The sequence below is a fragment of the Bacillus sp. OV166 genome (assembly GCF_900177675.1).
Classification (GTDB): Bacteria; Bacillota; Bacilli; order Bacillales; family Cytobacillaceae; genus Neobacillus.
In genome coordinates, this window is the sequence record NZ_FXWM01000001.1 from 4,478,794 (window position 1) to 4,499,219 (window position 20,426).

General features: G+C 40.5%; 14 protein-coding genes and 9 tRNA genes. 1 reads left to right on the top strand and 22 read right to left on the bottom strand.

Annotated elements, in window-relative coordinates; genetic code table 11:
* Positions 1–5: 5 nt before the first annotated feature.
* The 5 genes from CCK98_RS21860 to CCK98_RS21880 form a co-directional block, all read right to left on the bottom strand.
* Complete coding sequence (locus tag CCK98_RS21860; protein WP_088088512.1) at positions 6–977, bottom strand: electron transfer flavoprotein subunit alpha/FixB family protein; 972 nt, start codon at positions 975–977, stop codon at positions 6–8.
* A 26-nt stretch (positions 978–1,003) separates the two neighbouring features.
* On the bottom strand, positions 1,004–1,768 hold the full coding sequence (locus CCK98_RS21865) for an electron transfer flavoprotein subunit beta/FixA family protein (protein ID WP_088088513.1): 765 nt from the start codon (positions 1,766–1,768) through the stop codon (positions 1,004–1,006).
* Positions 1,769–1,795: 27 nt separating this feature from the next.
* Positions 1,796–2,944 carry an acyl-CoA dehydrogenase family protein gene (locus CCK98_RS21870; protein WP_088090503.1) on the bottom strand — a complete coding sequence of 383 codons (1,149 nt, stop codon included), beginning with the start codon at positions 2,942–2,944 and terminating at the stop codon, positions 1,796–1,798.
* A 24-nt stretch (positions 2,945–2,968) separates the two neighbouring features.
* Positions 2,969–3,841 (bottom strand): 3-hydroxyacyl-CoA dehydrogenase, encoded by an 873-nt coding sequence (locus tag CCK98_RS21875; RefSeq protein WP_256942584.1) that lies wholly within the window; start codon positions 3,839–3,841, stop codon positions 2,969–2,971.
* 142 nt (positions 3,842–3,983) lie between these two features.
* Entirely contained in the window at positions 3,984–5,177 is a 1,194-nt protein-coding gene (locus CCK98_RS21880) for a thiolase family protein (RefSeq protein ID WP_088088514.1), read from the bottom strand.
* 230 nt (positions 5,178–5,407) lie between these two features.
* Between CCK98_RS21880 and CCK98_RS21885 the strand changes: the two genes are divergently transcribed.
* On the top strand, positions 5,408–6,223 hold the full coding sequence (locus CCK98_RS21885) for an IclR family transcriptional regulator (RefSeq protein ID WP_088088515.1): 816 nt from the start codon (positions 5,408–5,410) through the stop codon (positions 6,221–6,223).
* Between the two features lie 332 nt (positions 6,224–6,555).
* Here the strand turns inward: CCK98_RS21885 and CCK98_RS21890 are convergent, their stop codons facing one another.
* The 17 genes from CCK98_RS21890 to CCK98_RS21970 form a co-directional block, all read right to left on the bottom strand.
* Positions 6,556–7,830, bottom strand: a complete 1,275-nt coding sequence (locus CCK98_RS21890) for a glycosyl hydrolase family 18 protein (protein ID WP_088088516.1) — start codon at positions 7,828–7,830, stop codon at positions 6,556–6,558.
* Between the two features lie 99 nt (positions 7,831–7,929).
* Positions 7,930–10,524 carry a polynucleotide kinase-phosphatase gene (locus CCK98_RS21895; RefSeq protein WP_218780188.1) on the bottom strand — a complete coding sequence of 865 codons (2,595 nt, stop codon included), beginning with the start codon at positions 10,522–10,524 and terminating at the stop codon, positions 7,930–7,932.
* The gene (locus CCK98_RS21900) at positions 10,524–11,867 is read right to left on the bottom strand and encodes a 3' terminal RNA ribose 2'-O-methyltransferase Hen1 (protein WP_088088518.1); all 1,344 of its coding nucleotides are present in this window, start codon (positions 11,865–11,867) and stop codon (positions 10,524–10,526) included. Before CCK98_RS21900 ends, CCK98_RS21895 begins: the two co-directional genes overlap by 1 nt.
* A 119-nt stretch (positions 11,868–11,986) precedes the next feature.
* The gene (locus CCK98_RS21905; RefSeq protein WP_088088519.1) at positions 11,987–14,560 is read right to left on the bottom strand and encodes a DEAD/DEAH box helicase; all 2,574 of its coding nucleotides are present in this window, start codon (positions 14,558–14,560) and stop codon (positions 11,987–11,989) included.
* A gap of 78 nt (positions 14,561–14,638) precedes the next feature.
* Entirely contained in the window at positions 14,639–14,830 is a 192-nt protein-coding gene (locus CCK98_RS21910) for a YbxH family protein (protein ID WP_088088520.1), read from the bottom strand.
* A gap of 114 nt (positions 14,831–14,944) precedes the next feature.
* Positions 14,945–17,614, bottom strand: coding sequence for a pyruvate, phosphate dikinase (gene ppdK, locus CCK98_RS21915; RefSeq protein WP_088088521.1), 2,670 nt, complete (start codon positions 17,612–17,614; stop codon positions 14,945–14,947).
* Positions 17,615–17,616: 2 nt separating this feature from the next.
* Positions 17,617–18,432 (bottom strand): pyruvate, water dikinase regulatory protein, encoded by an 816-nt coding sequence (locus CCK98_RS21920; RefSeq protein WP_088088522.1) that lies wholly within the window; start codon positions 18,430–18,432, stop codon positions 17,617–17,619.
* 17 nt (positions 18,433–18,449) lie between these two features.
* On the bottom strand, positions 18,450–19,091 hold the full coding sequence (locus CCK98_RS21925) for a helix-turn-helix transcriptional regulator (protein ID WP_373408544.1): 642 nt from the start codon (positions 19,089–19,091) through the stop codon (positions 18,450–18,452).
* A gap of 413 nt (positions 19,092–19,504) precedes the next feature.
* Positions 19,505–19,575 (bottom strand) — tRNA-Trp (locus tag CCK98_RS21930).
* 5 nt (positions 19,576–19,580) lie between these two features.
* Positions 19,581–19,665 (bottom strand) — tRNA-Tyr (locus CCK98_RS21935).
* 21 nt (positions 19,666–19,686) lie between these two features.
* Positions 19,687–19,779 (bottom strand) — tRNA-Ser (locus CCK98_RS21940).
* A 30-nt stretch (positions 19,780–19,809) separates the two neighbouring features.
* Positions 19,810–19,886, bottom strand: a tRNA-Met gene (locus CCK98_RS21945).
* A gap of 21 nt (positions 19,887–19,907) precedes the next feature.
* Positions 19,908–19,980 (bottom strand) — tRNA-Ala (locus tag CCK98_RS21950).
* A 21-nt stretch (positions 19,981–20,001) separates the two neighbouring features.
* Positions 20,002–20,078 (bottom strand) — tRNA-Pro (locus CCK98_RS21955).
* Positions 20,079–20,134: 56 nt separating this feature from the next.
* Positions 20,135–20,223 (bottom strand) — tRNA-Leu (locus CCK98_RS21960).
* 6 nt (positions 20,224–20,229) lie between these two features.
* Positions 20,230–20,303: transfer RNA gene (locus CCK98_RS21965), tRNA-Gly, on the bottom strand.
* A 34-nt stretch (positions 20,304–20,337) separates the two neighbouring features.
* Positions 20,338–20,422: transfer RNA gene (locus CCK98_RS21970), tRNA-Leu, on the bottom strand.
* Positions 20,423–20,426: the final 4 nt, after the last annotated feature.

Sequence of the window (20,426 nt, forward strand, 5' to 3'; positions counted from 1 at the left end):
GATATTTAACAGGGAACCAATATTTTTTTAAATTCTTCCGTTAAAAGAGGAACAACTTCGAACAAATCGCCTACAATTCCGTAGTCAGCTACTTGGAAAATCGGAGCTTCCGGATCCTTGTTGATTGCCACAATAACTTTAGAATTGGACATTCCGGCCAAATGCTGAATGGCACCGGAAATCCCGCAGGCTATATATAAATCGGGAGTTACAACTTTTCCTGTTTGTCCAATTTGTAAAGCATAATCACAAAACTCAGCATCACATGCTCCTCGTGAAGCTCCGACCGCGCCGCCCAAAACTTCAGCTAATTCCTGAAGAGGTTTGAATCCATCTTTGCTTTTCACGCCGCGTCCGCCGGATATGATCACTTTTGCTTCACTCAGATCAACTCCACTTGTCGTTTTGCGAACGATTTCTTTAACCATTGTTCTTAAATCCTTAATAACAGGTTGGAATGGAACAACCTCAGCTTGGACAGGGTTTTCTTTTAACACGAAGTTATTCGGCCTTAGAGTTGCAAACACCTTACCCTGGGTAAATACCTTCTTTTGGAAAGCTTTCCCTGCATAAATTGGACGAGTAAAGACGATGTCGCCATTCTCCAAATCTGCCCCCGTGCAGTCCGAAGCGAGTCCAGCACCTAATCTTGCAGCCACTCTTGGGGCCACATCTTTTCCAATAGCTGTATGTCCCATTAGAATGACTTCGGCCTGCACTTCCTCAATGACCTGACATAGTGCCTGGGTGTATGCATCGGTCGTATAGGTTACCAGGGCTTCGTCTTCCAGAACATATACTTTATTGGATCCGTATTGGCTTACTTCCTGTATAAATTCAGTTGATCCGGTACCATATAACGCGGCAATGACTTCCCCTCCATCAGCCAGCTGCCTGGCTACTGTCAAGGCTTCAAAAGAGACAGTGCGAAGCTTTCCATCTTTGCTTTCTACAAAAACAAGTACTTTTTTACTCATGTGATTTTCCCTCCTTAATAAAATAATCAGACTACTTTAGTTTCACTCCGAAGCAGATTAACAAGGTCATGAACCTGTTGGCCAATTTCGCCTTCTAAAACTTTTCCTGCTTGTTTCTTTGGCGGCAAATATTGATCTTGAACAGTTGTTCGAGTAGTTAAGTCATCTTCAGATAACTCCAGATCCTCTAATGTGAAACGTTCAAGAGGCTTTTTCTTTGCTTTCATAATCCCTGGAAGGGAAGGATAACGCGGCTCGTTTAATCCTTGTTGAGCTGTTGCCAGGAATGGGAGATTCACTTCAATAACTTCTACGTCTCCCTCTATATCACGTTCAATGATTGCCTTACTGCCATCAAGAGAGAGTTTGGTTATCGTAGAGACTTGAGGGATACCTAATTCTTCAGCCACCCGAATGGCGACTTGGCCGGATCCGGAATCTACCGCCATATTTCCACCGAGCACTATATCGTACTCCTGCCCTTTAATTGCTGCTTTAATGATTTTGGCGATGGCATACTCGTCTGCCTCTTCCTCTAATTCAACGATAATCCCTTTGTCTGCTCCCATAGCAAGTGCTGTTCTCAAAACGCTCTCTGATCGAGTCGACCCAACCGTTAATACAGTTATTTCTGCCCCTGAATCTTCCTTGATTTTGACGGCTTCTTCAACTGCATACTCATCGTACGGATTAAGGATAAACTCTACATTTTCTTCACTAATTTGACCATTTTGGATCACAATTTTCTCTTCCGTATCAAAGGTCTGTTTCACTAAAACTAAAATATTCATATTCTGAAATCCTCCTATTCTACAAATTTAGAGATATTCCCGTTTTAACTGCGCTGCAATAATATTTTTTTGGATTTCGGATGTTCCTTCATAAATCTTGGTTATTCTTGCATCCCGATAGAAACGTTCCACAGGGAATTCAGCAATATAACCAATTCCTCCGTGAATCTGCACGGCTTTATCTGCGACACGATTATAAACCTCGGAACCGAGCAGTTTTACCATGGCCGCTTCCTTAATGACCTTCATCTCTTGGTCTACCATCCATGCAACTCGGTAGGTCATGCTTCTTAAGGCTTCTGTATCAAGAGCCATGTCAGCCAAATAATGTTGAATAATTTGTTGTTCAAAAATCGGTTTACCAAATTGAATTCTTGTATTTGCATGTTGAATAGACATCTCTAAAAGCTTATCGCAAGAACCTAGGTTTCTTGCTGCAAGCCCCGCCCGGCCATTGGCAAGAATTTTCAAAGCGTTGACATATCCTTGTCCCTCTTGACCAAGCACATTTTCTACAGGGACTTCACAATCTTCAAAGAAAATTTCAGCGGAATGGGATCCGTGAAGACCCATTTTCTTTTCGTTTTTTCCTACTGTGAACCCAGGAAAGTCTTTCTCTACGATAAAGGAGGTAATTCCTTTTGCTCCCTTCGATGGATCTGTTACTGCCATAACCGTAAAGACATCCGCGATAGGCGCATTTGTAATGTAATGTTTGCTCCCATTTAAGATATATTTATCTCCTTTTCTTACCGCGGTTGTTTTCAGGTTCGTTGCATGTGAACCTGCACTAGGTTCTGTCAAAGCAAAGGCACCGATCATTTCCCCTCTTGCCATTGAGGGCAAATATTTTCGCTTTTGTTCTTCATTTCCCATCTCTACGATCCCAACAGAACCGATCCCTGTATGGGCACCGATGACGGTGGTATATCCATTATGTGTTCTGCCTAATTCCTCGTAAATCGCACACTTGCCAACCATTCCTATTCCCGTTCCGCCGTATTCTTCCGGGATGCTTAATCCAAACAAGCCCATTTCCTTAGACATGTTCATAATTTTTTCAGGAATTTCATCCTTTTCTTCAATTTCCATTGCAAGCGGATCCACTTCGCCATCAACAAAGTCACGAATACTTTGTTTTAAAAAATTAATATCTTCTGATAATTGAAAATTCATAATCTCCACTTTCCTTCCACTTTATTATTTATTAGTGTAATCAAAAAATCCCCGGCCTGATTTCCTTCCTAATCGCCCTGCTTTAACATATTTCACAAGCAAAGGGGATGGACGATACTTTTCTCCTAATTGATGATACAGATATTCCATATTTCGTAAGCGGCTGTCCAATCCTACAAGATCTGCCAATTCAAGTGGACCCATCGGATGATTTAAACCATACTTAAGAGCTTTATCAATGTCTTCGGCTGAAGCCACTCCTTCCATTAGCATGTTCATAGCTTCATTTCCAATTAGACAATTCATTCGGCTTGTTACAAAACCAGGAAACTCATTGACTTCAACTGTTTCTTTCCCCAGCTTTTCCGCTACTTGTTTGACCACTTCTACTGTCGCATCAGATGTATCCAATCCTCGAATAACCTCGATTAATTTCATACGATGAACCGGGTTAAAGAAGTGCATTGCGACACATTGATCAGGCCTTCCCGTTGCGGCTGCAATTTCGGTCGGACTCATTGTTGATGTATTTGTAGCCAGGATAGCGTGTGCTGGTGCCAACTCATCTAGTTGCTTAAAGATATTGATTTTCAGCTCCATAATTTCTAAGGCCGCTTCGATGACAAAGTCGGTTTGACTTACGGCTTCTGCCAGCTCAGTGGTATAAGAAAGATTTTTCTTTGCATCAGCCCCTTGTTCAAATTGGACGTATCCTTTTTCCAGGTTTTTATTTAACAAAGTTTCGATATATTCTCTTGCGTTTTCAATCGCTTCGTTAGATATGTCTTGTAAAGTTACTTCAAACCCAGCTAATGCAGCGGTATAAGCGATACCTCGTCCCATAGTGCCACCGCCAATCACTGTGATATGATTAATCATTCTAAGACCTCCAAGTATCTGATATTTTTTTGTATTTTCATATGCGGAATATTTATACCGTATACGGAACGATAATTCCAAAAAAAATTTAACCTAACTCCTCTTATAATCTCGGTCTTGCATTTTTTCTACTAATCTTTCCACTTCTATTTAATTGACACTAAACTTGCATATTTTCCACGATCGTTGTAATCCCTTGACCCCCGCCAATACAGAGTGTGACTAATCCATATTTTTCTTCTCTTCGTTCCATTTCGTGCAATAGTTTTGTCATTAGAATGGCACCTGTAGCCCCAAGAGGATGACCTAATGCAATGGCCCCGCCATTTACATTTACTCTTTCCAAATCCAAATTAAGTTCCTTTATCACAGCAAGAGCCTGAGCCGCAAAGGCTTCATTCAATTCAATTAAACCGATATCATTTAAAGAGAGCCCTGCCATAGATAGCGCTTTCTTCGTAGCCTGAACTGGACCAATCCCCATAATTTCCGGAGAAACGCCTGAAACAGCTTGAGCAATAATTTTTGCTTTTGGTTTAAAACCATACTTGTGTGCGGCGTCCTCCGACATCATTAAAACGGCAGAAGCCCCATCGTTACGCCCGCTGCTATTTCCCGCAGTTACTGTACCGTTTACTTTAAACACCGGTTTCAAATTCCCCATATTTTCCAAACTGGTTAATCGCGGGTGCTCATCGATCTTAAAAGTCTTTACTTCTTTTCGTTGCTTGACTTCATAAGGAACGATTTCCTTTTGAAACCGCTCATTCTGTATTGCTTTTTGTGCAAGTTCCTGACTGCGAAAGGCAAATTCATCCTGTTCCTTTCTCGATATTTTATACTGCTCAGCTAAATTTTCCGCTGTATATCCCATGGTGATATTCCCATAGATCTCAATTGGCTGGGAACGCGGTTGGCTTTCCGTATTAGGATCGACAATCTCTCCATTTCCTGAACCGTATCCATAGCGAGCTTTTCTTATATAATAGGGTGCTGTGCTCATCGATTCGGCGCCGCCGGCTATGATTACATCTGATAACCCGCTCATAATTTGCATGGCTGCATTATTTATGGCCTGAAGTCCTGAACCGCATTGTCTGTGAACGGTATAACCTGGGACCTCAACCGGAAGCCCTGCACGCAAAAGAGCCAATCGGGCAAGATTAGGGGAATCCGCACTTTGTTTGGCCTGTCCCAAAATCACCTCTTCCACTTCATTTTTGTCAATTCCTGTTCGTGATACAATTTCTTCGATGACTTTTGCGGCAAGGAAGTCTGCTTCTACATCCTTCAAGCTGCCTCCAATACGTCCCACCGCAGTACGTACTGCATCAATAATGACAACATTTCTCAATTTTCATCCTCCTCTTACTTTTGACCATTTAGGAATGAGCTTTTACTACCAATTTTGTTCCGTATCAGGAACACCATACCTTCCTTGGAACAATAATACTATCCATCTACTTCATAAGTCAATAGAATTTTTAGAAAATTATCAATATTGACAAACAGTATGGTGACAATTATAATTTAACCCAACTTACACCTGTAAAGTGAACAGGAATTTTGAATAGGAGCTTGCTCATGCAAAAACAAAATGAAAAGGAAAAATCAGAGGTTCCTGCTCTAGAGGCATCCATTAAAATTCTGGAATATTTAAGTCGTTATAAAAGTAAGGAACGTTCCCTGTCACAAATCTCTAAGAATTTATCAATAAATAAAAGTACTTGTCATAGAATTCTAAAATTATTAAATCATTATCGCTATGTCTCTTACGATGAGGATTCTAAACAGTATAACCTTGGTCCATATCTTATCATCTTAGGCTCTAGAGCTTCCGAGTTTACCGATTACCTCAAGCTTGCTAAACCATACCTCAAGTGGGTATGCGAAGAAACAAGACTAACAAGTGTTTTACTTGAACCTTTATCCAATGATCGATTAATGTATGTTGCCAAAGAGGAACTTGATCTGCCGGATAACCCTGTTCAAGTGACAGTAAAATTAGGACAGCATTTCCCGGTAACCAGCGCTTCTTTTGGTAAGTGTTACTTAGCATTTCTTGAGGAAGAAAGAACGAAAGAAATTATTCAAAAGGTTAATTTTAAACAATTTACTGATAAATCCATTACAGATTTTGAAACATTTCAGGAAAGTTTAAACGAGGTTAAACGAAAGGGATATGCAGTAAGCTATGAAGAGCATACACCAGATGTTTTCGGTGTTGCAGCACCTATTTTTAACCCATATGGCAATATAACAATGGTTATTGCCTGTATCGGCTTTGCTTCAAAGATTAGTGAAGATCATATTTCTTTCTGTGGAGATAAACTCAAAGAAGCATCAAGAAGGATTATGGAAGTAATTGGAGGAAGGGAACCCTTATATAAAAAATTTTAAAACCTTAATACACTGTACACAATCTGGATCACCAGTATCTGTAGTTCGAAATTAACGCATTTACAGTTCCTTTCCTCAGCTTTAACTACATATTGTCTAACACTTTAACTCTAGGAAATTCCTTGATGATAACACATTTTCAAAGACATATTCTCTACTCATGTCGATTTTCTCACTTTCAATAGTTTTGCTTATATAGGAAAGGACACTATGAAAAATAGTCATTCTTTCCTTTTGTGTTTTTTTGTTCTGAGTTGCACTAATCCCGAAATTGCACAAAACTCCCTAAAATGGCACAAAAGCAAAAACCCCCTGCCAACTACCGTGTAATTTTATACGAATCTCTTCACCACGTTGATATTTTTACTAAGATATACCCAATTTTGCGGTGCCGGCAAACTTATTTGCCAAAAAGTCGTCCCAGCTAATTGATACATATCAATTAACCTATACTTTTCTATAAAACTCCTAATATCTTCAAACCATACCACATGCTCCACATTACCCTGCCAGTAGCGAAACCAAGGTGCCATATCCGTGATATCAAACTCGATGTTCTCAGGCAGTGATATCGCTTTATTTTGAGCAGCAAGTACCGAAAAGGCTTGGGTTGCATTCGTACCAACAACCTTGTCATACCCATATAACGCCACGGCGATTTGCAGTTTACGTGAATTAATTTGTGTCACCGAGTATTGAATCACTTGCTCCAGCCACGGAATCGGGGCAATCGGATCCGGTGGACCCCCCGGGTAGCCATAATCCATGGTCATCACCGCCACGATATCAGCCACTTTGCCAATCGACGCATAATCATAAGCACCAATGATTCGATTCGTTGGAATATCAGCTGTTTTGGCGTGAACATTTACTTGTAAAATAAGCCCGTCTAAGCTGCGCTTTAATTCTGTTAAAAATAAATTGAAATCATTTCGTCTAGCCGGTGGAATAAATTCAAAATCGATACTGACGCCACCGAACCCTCTTTGCCTGGTTAAGTTGACCAAGCTAGCTACCAAATTTCCCCTATAGGTTGGATTTTCCAGGACACGCCCTGCCAACTCCGCGCTGAAATCATTTCCGGCAAGATTTCGGACCATCAATAATGGGATGATCTTCAATTGATTACTTCTTGCAACCAGGGCTGCATCCTCGCTCACATTAAACGCATAGCCTTCCTCTGTAAACGAATAAGCGACAATCGCTAAATAGGTTAATTGGTTAGCTAAACTATTAATTGTGGCAAGGTTTGCACTTTCAGATGATGGTACTAAAAACCCTAGTGTTTCGAGAGATAGTCTTATTGGAGTGGGAACATTTATGATTTGGCCGATTACGAGCATGTTGGGATTAATCCCTGGATTTGCAGCGAGAATAACGGAAGGATCGACCCTAAATTGTTTAGCCAGCTGCCAGATGTGATCGCCTGCTTTAATTTGATAGTAGCGGAGTGGAGGCAAGATATCCGGTAGATAAAGTGCAAGACCCGGGACGATGGAACTTGCTGAAGGTAACCCATTTAGCTCTACAATCGTTTGAATTGAAACCCCATACCTCGTGGATATCGCCCACAAATTTTCACCTGCGATAACAACATGAACAGCCATTTTCTCACACTCCTTCATTACTATCATATGGGCGAAAGCTGATAAGTTATTACACATAGAAAAACAAACTTGCCGACTGACAAGTTCGTCTTCCTATACCTATAGTCGCGGGTCAATCGGATCCGATTCCAGCGCCAGGACAGCTAACACACATTCATGGTAGCGCTCCAGTGACTCTTTTCTAACAAAACGATTCACCGCTTCCACACCTAAGGCAAATTCCTTTAAGGCATTGCGTTGTTTCTTACCTGCATTTCGCTGCTTAAGACGGGAAAGATTTTCTGGTTGTAAATAATCGATACCGTAGATGATATGCAAATATTTTCTACCTCTTACTTTAATGGCCGGCTGGAGAAGCTTACCTTTATATCGTGCCACATAAGACTCCGGTTTGACAACAAAGCCTTCATGTCCATCCTCCGTCATTTCTTCCCACCATTCGATGGCCGATTTCATGGAGTCTTCATCGTTAACAATTCGATACTCCGTTTCCATGAACAAATCCGAAAGGACGCTAAATTCTTTATTTTTCTCCATATGCCACGTGTGAGGTTTATCGAAAAAGGTTTCATTACTGTGGGCAAGTGTGTGAAAAGGAGCAATTTCAATTCCCGCTAAACCTTCCGTTTCCCAGCAATACTTTTGATACACTTCGTTAAACACTTGGGCATTGCGTATCTTTTCACTCGTTTCCTCGAGCCAACTTGAAACATCCTTACCGTTATCCAAAGCTTTTTTCAACTGCTCCTGTAATTTACTGCGATCAAGCAATGCCATCTCACCAACATGAGCATATTGATTCATAATTAATTCTTTTGCTTTTAGATTCCACGGAAGGATCTCAGCGTCCATCAGGACAAAATCAGTGTTGTATTTTTCAAAATAACCACTCAAGTCAATATTTAATTCTTGTAATATTTGTTCTTCCAGTTCATTTTTGAAAAAGGCCCGGCCAGTCCGCGTGTATATCGAACCTAATGTTTCCCTGCCTATATAATCTTTAGCAATTTCTTTATTTTTAAAAAGCAATAAAATACCACGGCTGCCCATATGCTTTTTCTCGACAACCATCGTATCAACACCATTCGCCTGATAGTATTCAAATGCTTCGATCGGATGCTCTAAGTATCCTGCTAAACTCGATGGTTTCGGTGTCGGGCTCATCGTCGGCGGAAGATAAACAATCTCCTCAAGCGGCAGTGTGTAATGGGAAAGGTCATCCAGTGCTGATTTCGTACTATCCGCATAAATTGCAATCTCCCCATACAGTTCCGTTAATACCGAATATCCTTCTAAAAATTTTGCGATATTGGGCGGTGCAAGCCTTTTACTTTCCAATACCTTTAATGGATTGTCCGACACATTTGCATAATCTGCTTTCGCTTTGACAGAAACAAACTTCCTTTCCGGAAAACAATATGCCGTTAGGTTGCCACCAAAAACAACTCCTTGGTCAATATTGAGGGTGTTATTAACCAATAATGGATGCGTTCTAGGATCATGCCCCCAAAGAATAAGTTCGCTGGACTGATGAGCAATTGACCAATCTTTTCGGACGGGTTTGCCGTTTTCGTCGAGGCCATCCGAGTCTCCGTACCGACAGAAATCGGAAATGCGCGGCGATTGTTTGCCGATATAATGGTCCTTGATTCCTGCATGGACTGCAACAGCGACGTTGACTCCATTATTCTGGATAATGTAATGTGATTTTGCTTCTAACAACATGTCTCTTATTTGTTCCTTTAAACGATCGGCCAAATCTTTACCAAATTTACTTTCATACTCATCAAATTCAGTCTTTACATTTTCATCACCATGAGCAAGCTTTACATCCTTACCATCAAGCCAGCGGGCGATTTTCCAACCATGATTACTGTCAATCATATAGGCAAGTCCTGCTGCCACATGCTTTTGAAAAAATTGCAGCGTCTCGATCGAACGAGGTCCCCTACTCATCACATCCCCAAGGGAAAGGATTTTCCGCCCTTCTGGATGGATAAAATAACCCTCTTCATTTTCGATATAACCAAGCTTTGACAAAATTTCTCTAAACTCTTCAAAGCAACCGTGAATGTCCCCAATAAAATCAATGCCATTGCCAACATCAATTAGTAATGGATTACCAAGACGGTTCACATTTAAGACCTGCAATTCTTCTTCACCGAATATGTAGAAGCGCCGAAAGCCCTCCTTTTTAATGGAGCGAAGCGTTTTCTTGAAATGTTGGTATTGCTGCTTGATACGGTTTTTACCTCTTGGAAAATCCCTCACTAAGTCACGTCTGAGTAATTCAGTTTCTGCCAAATTCAGCACGATTGCAATGGCCGGAACATGATATCTCTTTGCCATTTGCAGGTATTTTTCACGCTCATAATCACGTAAATGAGTAGCATCGATAAAGGTTAATTTATTGAGACGGCAACGTTTGGCAATGATATAATCCATCGCTTCAAAAGCTTCTTTTGAAATTTGTTGGTATTCATTAAAAAGAGCATCTGCTTCATATTTAGGTCGCCGATTCCAATCAATAAATTCAATATCGCTAACTAAAACACGAAACTGATCGGAACTTACTACTTCCGATGCATAAATCTGTTGTTCTTGAATTAATTGATTTATTAAAGTCGTTTTACCCGAATTGGACGGGCCTACAAGTAGGACGATACCCGCATGAGGCAAATTAATTTTCGCCATCATCCCTCCTCCCTTCTGAAAATGACCATTTGAGTAGGATGCCCGTATTGTTGGTTTTCTTCACCAATGCCTTGATAACTTACTTGGTATGGATAGATTTTTGTCAAAGCTTCCACTTTTTGGCGAAGCTGAGCCCTTGTCCATTCAAAGCGATGATCATGGTGTCTCATTTCCTCATTCATATCATAGACAACATTGTATTCTTGGTTTGGCGTGGTCACGATCAACACTTCTGGTCGATAGTCTTTAAAAATCGTCTCGAATACCCTTGCTATCCTGTATTCATCAATATGTTCAATCACTTCACATAAAACCATGACATCCTTGTTACTCAACCGTTCATCATAGTAAAATAACGATCCTGCTAAGGACTTGGGTTCTACAAATCCACGTTTCTCCTTTGCATAGTCGAATCGTCCCAATGCCTTTAACCGAGCTTTATTCGATGGTTCAACAGAAAGTATCTCTTGCACCCCTTTAATAAATCCCAGCTGAACAGATAACTTCCCTTCACCAGCACCAAAGTCAACAATGGTGGCTTTTTGTGGCAGGGCCTCAATATATTTAATAATCACTTCGTAACGAATGTCATTTAAACGGATTTTCGGAGGTTCATACTTCTCCTCGGCTTTTGTCTCTTTTTCATAGAATCTTGACTGTGAAATCATCTTTTGGAACCGTAACGAACGTTTTAAAATCAGCGCCTTTTGTGGATGTTCCTCTAACCATCCTTCCCCGTAGCGGTCCAACTTTTCCAATTCTCTTTCGTCAATAAAATAATGCTTATAGTTATCAATAACGGGGATTAAAATCGAAATATGTTTAAGTGCATTCTGGAGCGTTTGTTTCCCTAACAAGGTAATAAATCGGGCAGAGCTTTTTCCGCGAATAAAACTTTCCCCGTATTCCATCTTGATGGTGTAACCCATTGGAGCAAATAACGCTTCAAGTTCCCTATTGCTCAAATCAGTAACAATCGGCCCAAAGGTTAATTCCATTTCAAAGGAATGCTGGACCCATGAAGAATATTCCTCTGCTGGTTTCCCATTCAGTGCAGTCCCCAACGCTTTACGAATCGAGGAAACAAAAATACTGCTTGCCGCAAACTCGCGGTCATTTATGTAATGGGTAATATCAAAAGAATCCGGTGAGTTTTTCACAAGGTCAATTGGATCCGTTTTAACATAGATTAAAAACTGTACTTCCTCGCTTGAAAAAGTCGGGTAGACCAGACGGACAGTCAACCCTTTCTCTCCACGCTCATATAGGTTATTCGGATTTTTAGCTATAAGGTAAGAAACCGATTCAACACCAGGGCCTCTTACTGTTAATGATAGTTGCATTCTTTTTCACTTCACTTTCATGGGACGAATTATCAGAGTTTTATTTTAACATATTTACATTAATTTGGTTTTAATTGAAGAATAACCCGGTTTCCTATGGTTAGAACACCGGGTTATTCTTAATATTCATCATATCGATATCTTCTAGTCTTCGCTGCATAACAAGCCTCACAAGTCGGAAACGAATGATCCCATGGCAGCTTCTTTCCGCAGGTTTTGCATTTTTTAACAAATTTATTTATATCCGTTTTTAAGCGGTCCTGCACTTTATCGCTGACCTCTTCTCTTAGCCGCTCCCAATAGATTGCTGTCGTTCTCTCCCCTAATCGATATAAAAATAAAAGATGGAGCCCAATTGCTTTGTAACTGAGTTCTAATTCCTCCAAGCTTCGTTCCTTTACAATCGGTTCTGGGAGTTCTCTCCCATGGATAATGGCATACATTTTTTCTTCCCATTGCTTCGTTAATACTGGCTCATTTTTTGAAAAAGGCAGATGTAAAAATCCATAAAGGTCCATTAAGGATAATCGTGCTTCAATTTCAGTACCTGCTACCATTTGATATAACGACTTTTCCTCTGCAAGGGAAGCTTTTTTCGTTCCGTTTGGACTTTCAAATTTCCCCCATAATTCAAAAAATGTACCTAAGTCGTGATAATACCGTTGAAAGCGTTCAAAAACTGAATTGGTTGGTGCAATTGCAAATGTATGAACAGGCTCATCCTCCTGCAATAGCAAGTTTCTCATTTTTCTGATATCACTAGTAAAGGCCACTTTGCCAATATTGTAAATACCTTTTCGACCTGCACGTCCAGCAATTTGCTTCACTTCTTGTGATGTCAGCAGTCTTCGTCTAGTCCCATCAAACTTATCATTTTCTAAAAAAACAATCCGTCGAATCGGCAGATTTAAGCCCATTCCAATCGCATCTGTAGCAACGATGACTTTTGTTTTTCCAGAGTTGAATTGCTGAATTTGCTTTTTTCTTGTTTCTGGCGGCATGCTGCCGTAGATCATGCTGACAGTATGTCCGTCATTTTGCAGGCGTGAGGCGGTTTCAAGAACACGCCTTCGTGAAAAACAAATCAGCGCATCGCCTTTTTTAATGTGTTTAATATGAAACTCCTTCGTTTCAACCTCAAGAGGAGTATCACGGCTGTATTCATGAACTTCGATATTGGAATTACCTAAAAGCTGGAGCAGCATGGTTTTTGAATTCCTGCTTCCTATGATATGTACTTCCTCTGCATTAGCTTTCGTGATTGCCTTATACCAGGAAAAACCACGATCTTTATCGGTAATCATTTGTGCTTCATCAATTACGATTATTTCATAAAACTCTTTTTCGTGAAACATTTCCACGGTGCAGGAAATATGATTTGCACCTGGGGTGATTTTTTCCTCTTCTCCAGTTTTTAATGAACACGGCGTCCCCTCAGCGTTTAATTTATCAAATACCTCAAGTGCTAATAATCGAAGCGGCGCTAAATATAACCCGCTATAAGCATCTTTCATTCTTTCTAGTGCATGATGGGTTTTCCCTGTATTGGTTTCGCCGATGTGCAAGACATAACGGACCTGACGTTGTAACGAAGGGTCGTATTCCGTTGCAAAGATTTCCTTCATCACCCGCTCTTCTTCTGCTTTTTTCCGCTCGAGTTCTTCTTGCGCTTCTTTTTGTTTTTGCTCGCGCGCTTGGAAGTCTTTTTCAAAAATTTCTTTATGAACCATTGCATCAAAAGGAATTTCTGCCAAACGTATTAAGTCCGACAGGTATTCAGCTTGGATATCCTCAATAAAATAACCCTCGACATCATAAAGAATCTGAGCAATGCTGCCCTTTACGAAGGACGGCGACAGTTTCTCAAGAAAGGTTTCATGAAAATCATCCTTAAGTTTTTCAGAAAGCTGCTCTAATATTTTTTCCGGAATAAGCTCAGACAAATAGTCTGCAATTAAGCTTTCATAAACGAAAAAATAGGTTTGATATTCATAAAAACTCCTGCCCCAATTCAAAGTTTTATGGATATCCCCTGTCAATTCTTCAAAAAAGGTAGCAACAGTTGTATAGGCTGAGGGGTTAAAATGACCTTCATCCACTAATTTTTCTTCTAATGCAAAGGTATCAACCGATTGAAACTTTACATTATTTTGTAGGTCAGCCACTAGTTGTATGGCAACGAAGTAACGAACATATAAATAAAGCAGCTCATATTGTTCTTCCAAGATTCCAACAGCGACATCTTCAATCTCACTTCTAATCAATTGCTTCTGTTCTTCGAGCTGTTTTTGTTCTTCTCGTTTTATAAAATTAACCTTCGCCTCTTGATACTGTTTCTCCCACTCTTCTTCTTTACCTAAAAATGTTTCATGAACCCACCCCCTCGTATCAAAGACATGATAGGTTCTCATTTCATCCCTAAATAACTTATTGATTAGTTTTTTGTCGATTCCCTGTACCTCGAAGCCTTTATCAGTTAAATATTGCTTTTTTTCATTCCTTGGAACATCATTGGTGGACTTATTCAGCCAAACATTGGTCCAAATTTGCTCAACATAATGACTTCTGTCAGTGAGGTATTGTTCAAAGGTTGGTCGTGTTTCCTTCGTTTCGAAATAATGGTTCATATCTTCATACACTTTCAATTTTGTATGTTCTATCGCTTGGGGGTATATAGTGGTTAATTTATTCATGGAATTCCCTCCATTTCTATAAAATGGTTTATAATATCCATTCTATCACAAAACAAAAAACCGAACAAGCATTCGGTTTTAAAGTTGATGCTGGTTGCAATATTGATCAACCAGGTCTTCGATTTGATCCAGTTCAGGAAACTTCCCAGAAAACTGGAATTTAATCTCTTCAATAAAGTTCTCTTGATTATACACATGTATGGCCCCATTTTGTTGAATAACACTAAATTCTGGTACAAATCGATAACCGCTGCGTTCAATAGCCCCCATTGTAAGTCTCCTTTAAAATAATTTTTTTATAGTATTTGCATAATATAGGCGTCTATCCAATTACATCATTATAAAGAGGGATGGTGCATACTGCACACATCCCTCTTTTTTCCTTTATGCTGTTGTAAATACTTCTTGTTTATTTTGTTCATGACGAATGGTTGCTTGAGCTGCTGCTAAACGTGCTAGTGGTACACGGTATGGTGAACAACTGACATAGTCTAAGCCGGTTTTGTAGCAGAAATCAATCGAGCTCTTTTCGCCGCCATGCTCACCGCAAATACCTGTTTTTAATGACGGTTTTGTTCCACGGCCAAGCTTCACCCCTGTTTCAACAAGCTTACCTACGCCTTCTTGATCAAGGACAGCAAACGGATTATCCGGAAGCACTTTATTTTCAATGTAAGCTTGCAGGAACTTGCCTTCCGCATCATCACGGCTGTAACCAAATGTTGTTTGTGTTAAATCATTTGTCCCAAACGAAAAGAAATCAGCTTCCTCGGCAATTTTATCTGCAGTTAAAGCAGCACGAGGAATTTCAATCATGGTTCCAATCGTGTACTTGAAGCTTTTTCCAGTTTCCTCCTGGACGAGTAATGCCGCATCGATCACCAATTTACGCATATCCTTTAATTCATTCACATGACCGACCAAAGGAATCATGATTTCTGGATGTACTTCGATGCCTTGGTCCGCGAGATTAGCGGCTGCATAGAAAATGGCTTTTGCTTGCATTTCATAAATTTCTGGGTAAATCATCCCAAGGCGGCAGCCACGGTGGCCAAGCATAGGATTAAACTCATCTAATTGGCGGACCTTTTTCAGCAATTGCTCTTTTTTCTTCAATTCTGGTGATTGTGGATCTAAAATCTGAAGCTTCGTTACTTCCACTAACAGTTCCTCTTTATCCGGTAAGAATTCATGTAAGGGTGGATCTAGTAAACGGATAGTGACAGGTAATCCTTGCATAGCTTCGAAGATTCCTTCAAAGTCCCCTTGCTGCATGGGCAATAACAGGTTCAAAGCTTCCATTCTCTCATTATAAGTTTCAGCTAGAATCATTTTTTGCACGGTTGGAATCCGTTTTAAATCCATAAACATATGTTCAGTACGGCATAAGCCAATTCCGCCTGCACCAAATTCAAATGCTTTTTTTGCATCTTCTGGGTTATCTGCATTGGCACGGACCCCTAATTTACGCTCTTGGTCTGCCCATGCAAGCAACATTTGGAACTCATCCGATAGTTCTGGGTCAATCATAGGAATCTCCCCAAGCATAATTTCACCCGTAGAGCCATCAATCGTTATGATATCTCCATAATTAATAACTGTATCACCAATTGTAAATTGTTTAGCTTTCATATCTATCTTTAATGCTTCACATCCGCAAATACACGCTTTCCCCATACCACGCGCGACAACTGCAGCGTGGCTTGTCATGCCGCCTCGGCTTGTCAATATTGCTTGCGATGCAACGATACCATGGATATCATCTGGAGTGGTTTCAGGACGAACAAGAATTACTTTTTTTCCATCATTATTTAATTGCTCTGCTTCATCGGCATCAAAAACAACTTGACCTGTAGCTGCACCTGGTGATGCTGGCAAGCCTTTTGCTAAAACTCTCTTCTCAAATTTGTCGTCAATCCGGCGATGCAGCAGTTGATCTAATTGTTCCGGGTCAACACGTAGCAAGGCCGTCTTTTTATCAATGATTCCTTCTTCAACCATTTCCACGGCGATTCGAATCGCTGCCTGCGCCGTTCTTTTTCCATTACGGGTTTGCAGGATAAATAACTTACCACCTTCAACCGTAAATTCGATATCTTGCATTTCTTCGTAATGCTGTTCCAAGCGCTTGCAAGTATCAGTGAATTGCTTATATACTCCTGGCATTTCATCTTTTAAAGTAGCGATTGGCTGTGGAGTACGAATCCCTGCCACCACATCTTCCCCTTGGGCATTGATTAAGTATTCACCGTAAAGGACATGCTCACCAGTCGATGGATTTCTTGTGAATGCTACACCTGTGCCTGAATCATTCCCCATGTTGCCAAACACCATACTTTGAATATTTACAGCTGTTCCTAAATGGTCAGCAATTTTGTTAAGGCGACGGTAGACTATCGCACGCTGATTATTCCAAGAGTTAAAGACTGCATGAATCGCAAGGAATAGCTGCTCTTTTGGATCTTGCGGAAAATCCTTTCGTTTATGCTTTTTGACTATACCTTTATAGCCAATAATCACTTCTTTCCAGTCATCAGCACTCATTTCTGGGTCAGAGGAATAGCCTTTTTCCTCGCGTATTTCTTCTAATAATTGTTCAAAATAGTAGGTATCGATATCTAGTACAACATTACTAAACATTTGTATGAAACGACGGTAGGAATCATAAGCAAACCGTGGATTATTGGTTAATTCTGCTACTCCGATAACGGTTTCATCATTCATTCCAAGATTCAAGATGGTATCCATCATGCCAGGCATGGAGAAAACAGAACCAGAACGTACGGAAACGAGCAAAGGATTTTTTGGGTCGCCAAGCTTTTTGCCCATTTTTTCTTCAAGACGGGTAAGAGCCTCTAAAGTCTGGACTTCAACAAAGGTTGGAATGGTTTTGCTAGCTTCATAGAATGCATTGCAAGCCTGTGTAGTGATTGTAAAACCATACGGAACCGGAAGACCAATACGCGTCATTTCCGCTAGGTTTGCCCCTTTTCCCCCAAGTAACCCCTTCATATTGCCATTGCCTTCATGAAATAAATAAACGAATTTTTCCATTATTAGTAGCTCCTCTCTTTTTTTAAAACGTCTAAAATTAAGCCAGCTGTTTCTTCAACAGCTTTATTTGATACATCAATAACAGGACAGCCTAAGCGCTTCATTACTTTTTCAGCATGATCAAGTTCCTCAAGAATTCGCCCAAAGCTTGCATAGTTAGCCTGTGAGGCTAACCCTAAAGCCTTTAGACGTTCCTTGCGAATTTCATTTAATTTATCTGGTGATATTATTAATCCAATACAATTCTTACGGGGTATTTCAAATAATTCATCTGGCGGCGGCACCTCTGGAACCAAAGGAACATTGGCCACTTTAAAGCGTTTATGTGCTAAGTACATAGACAAAGGGGTCTTCGATGTACGTGAGATTCCGACTAGAACAATATCCGCCTTTATGATTCCTCTCGGGTCACGTCCATCATCATACTTAACAGCAAATTCAATTGCTTCAATTTTCCTGAAGTATTCTTCGTCCAATTTTCTCATCAATCCAGGTCGATGATGCGGCTGTTTATTGAAGCTTGTTTCAAAAGCATTCATCAACGGACTTAGTAAATCTACAGCAAAAATGCTCTCTTCTTTTGCACGTCGATCTAAATACTCTTTTAATGATGGAATAACGATCGTATAGGCAATAATCGTACGTCCCTTTTTTGCTAGTAAAATGATATCTTCAATATCTTCAAAGTCATCCACATAGGAATTACGGCGAATTTCTATCTGCCCGCCATTAAATTGTGTTGCCACTGCTTTTACTACAAACTCAGCAGTTTCTCCTACTGAGTCAGATACAACATACACAACTTCTTTCTGTACCAAAATGGCAGCCACTCTCCTTAGTTTGATTTGTTTTCCATGATTTCTAAATAGGCCCGCGTTATGGTGGTTTTGGTAATTCTTCCTACCAGCAAATATGTACTTTTTTGCTCCTCTATTTCCTTAACAACTGGTAAGGAGTCAATGTGATTATGGATCATCTTCTTGGCTGCTTCGAGCAAAGTCTCTTCAGGATTAATTGTAATAATATTTGGCATTCTAGTCATGATGACACTGACAGGCAATTCATTTAGATTTTGATTTCCTAGTGATGCTCTGAGCAAATCCTTACGGGAAACAACCCCGGCTAGATGTCCTTTTGTATCAACCGCATAAAGTGTGCCCACGTCCTCTAAAAAGAGCTGCACGATCGCATCATACACGGAGGTTGATTTCTCAACGACAATCGGATGGGCTTTATAATCCGTTACCTTTTGGTGGATAAACCTTTTAGCCTGTTGCTTTGCTTCAAAGCTTTCATTAAAAAAATAACCTACTCGTGGCCTTGCATCTAAGTTACCTGACATCGTTAATATGGCAAGATCGGGTCTTAGTGCAGCTCTAGTTAATGAAAGTTTCTCAGCAATGTCTTTTCCTGTAATGGGACCGTTTTGTTTAACAATCTGGAGGATTTCATCCTGACGTTTAGATAATTTAATAATTACCACCCCCTTATTCTACATTAAATATGTTATATTCAATAGATTCATTGTATATGTGTTATACTTATTTATATATAGTATATTACATTATGTTATAAACCGAAACAATAAGTTTTATATATTTTTACAAAATATTAAACTATTTTTTTAAAATAAATAAGAAACCCCGCCGTTATCGACGAGAAAGGGGGTCCAAAAAGAAAGCCATTCTTGTCTTCATAAGGTGTTGAGCTGTTCATGAAGACAAAAATGCTATACACAATACAAAATTTGTCCTCATGGTGTGTTCATTGAGCACACCATGGGTTGAAGGAACAAGCATAAACTAGCAGAGACAATAAAAAAGTGGAAATATAAAAAAAGGCACAAAAAAATTCCAAGTATATACTTGGAATTTTTTTATGCCTTTTTGACAGGGGCAGTAGGAATTGAACCCACACTGAAGGTTTTGGAGACCTTAGTTCTACCTTTAAACTATGCCCCTAAACATGGTGGAGGGGGACGGATTCGAACCGCCGAACCCGGAGGGAGCGGATTTACAGTCCGCCGCGTTTAGCCACTTCGCTACCCCTCCACATATAAAAAATAATAAAACTGGAGGAGGAAGAGGGATTCGAACCCCCGCGCGGTGTTACCCGCCTGTCGGTTTTCAAGACCGATCCCTTCAGCCAAACTTGGGTATTCCTCCATGGAAAAAGAAAATCATCTAATAGTAATTTGGTAGCGGCGAAGGGAGTCGAACCCCCGACCTTTCGGGTATGAACCGAGCGCTCTAGCCAGCTGAGCTACACCGCCAAAAAAATTATATTATTAAGGTGGAGTCTAGGGGGATCGAACCCCTGACCTCCTGCGTGCAAAGCAGGCGCTCTCCCAGCTGAGCTAAGACCCCAAAATATTTTGCAATAAAGAATGGTCGGGAAGACAGGATTCGAACCTGCGACCCCTTGGTCCCAAACCAAGTGCTCTACCAAGCTGAGCTACTTCCCGATAATATGACGCACTGGGCGCTATATTTGATGAGTTAATTTACCTTCTATAAAACATGGTGCCGAGGACCGGAATCGAACCGGTACGGTAGTCACCTACCGCAGGATTTTAAGTCCTGTGCGTCTGCCAGTTCCGCCACCCCGGCACTGTTTGGAGCGGAAGACGGATTCGAACCCGCGACCCCCACCTTGGCAAGGTGATGTTCTACCACTGAACTACTTCCGCTTATTTGGATGTTTTTTTCTAACGCAAAAAACTATGGTGCGGGTGAAGGGAGTCGAACCCCCACGCCTTGCGGCGCCAGATCCTAAGTCTGGTGCGTCTGCCAATTCCGCCACACCCGCATAG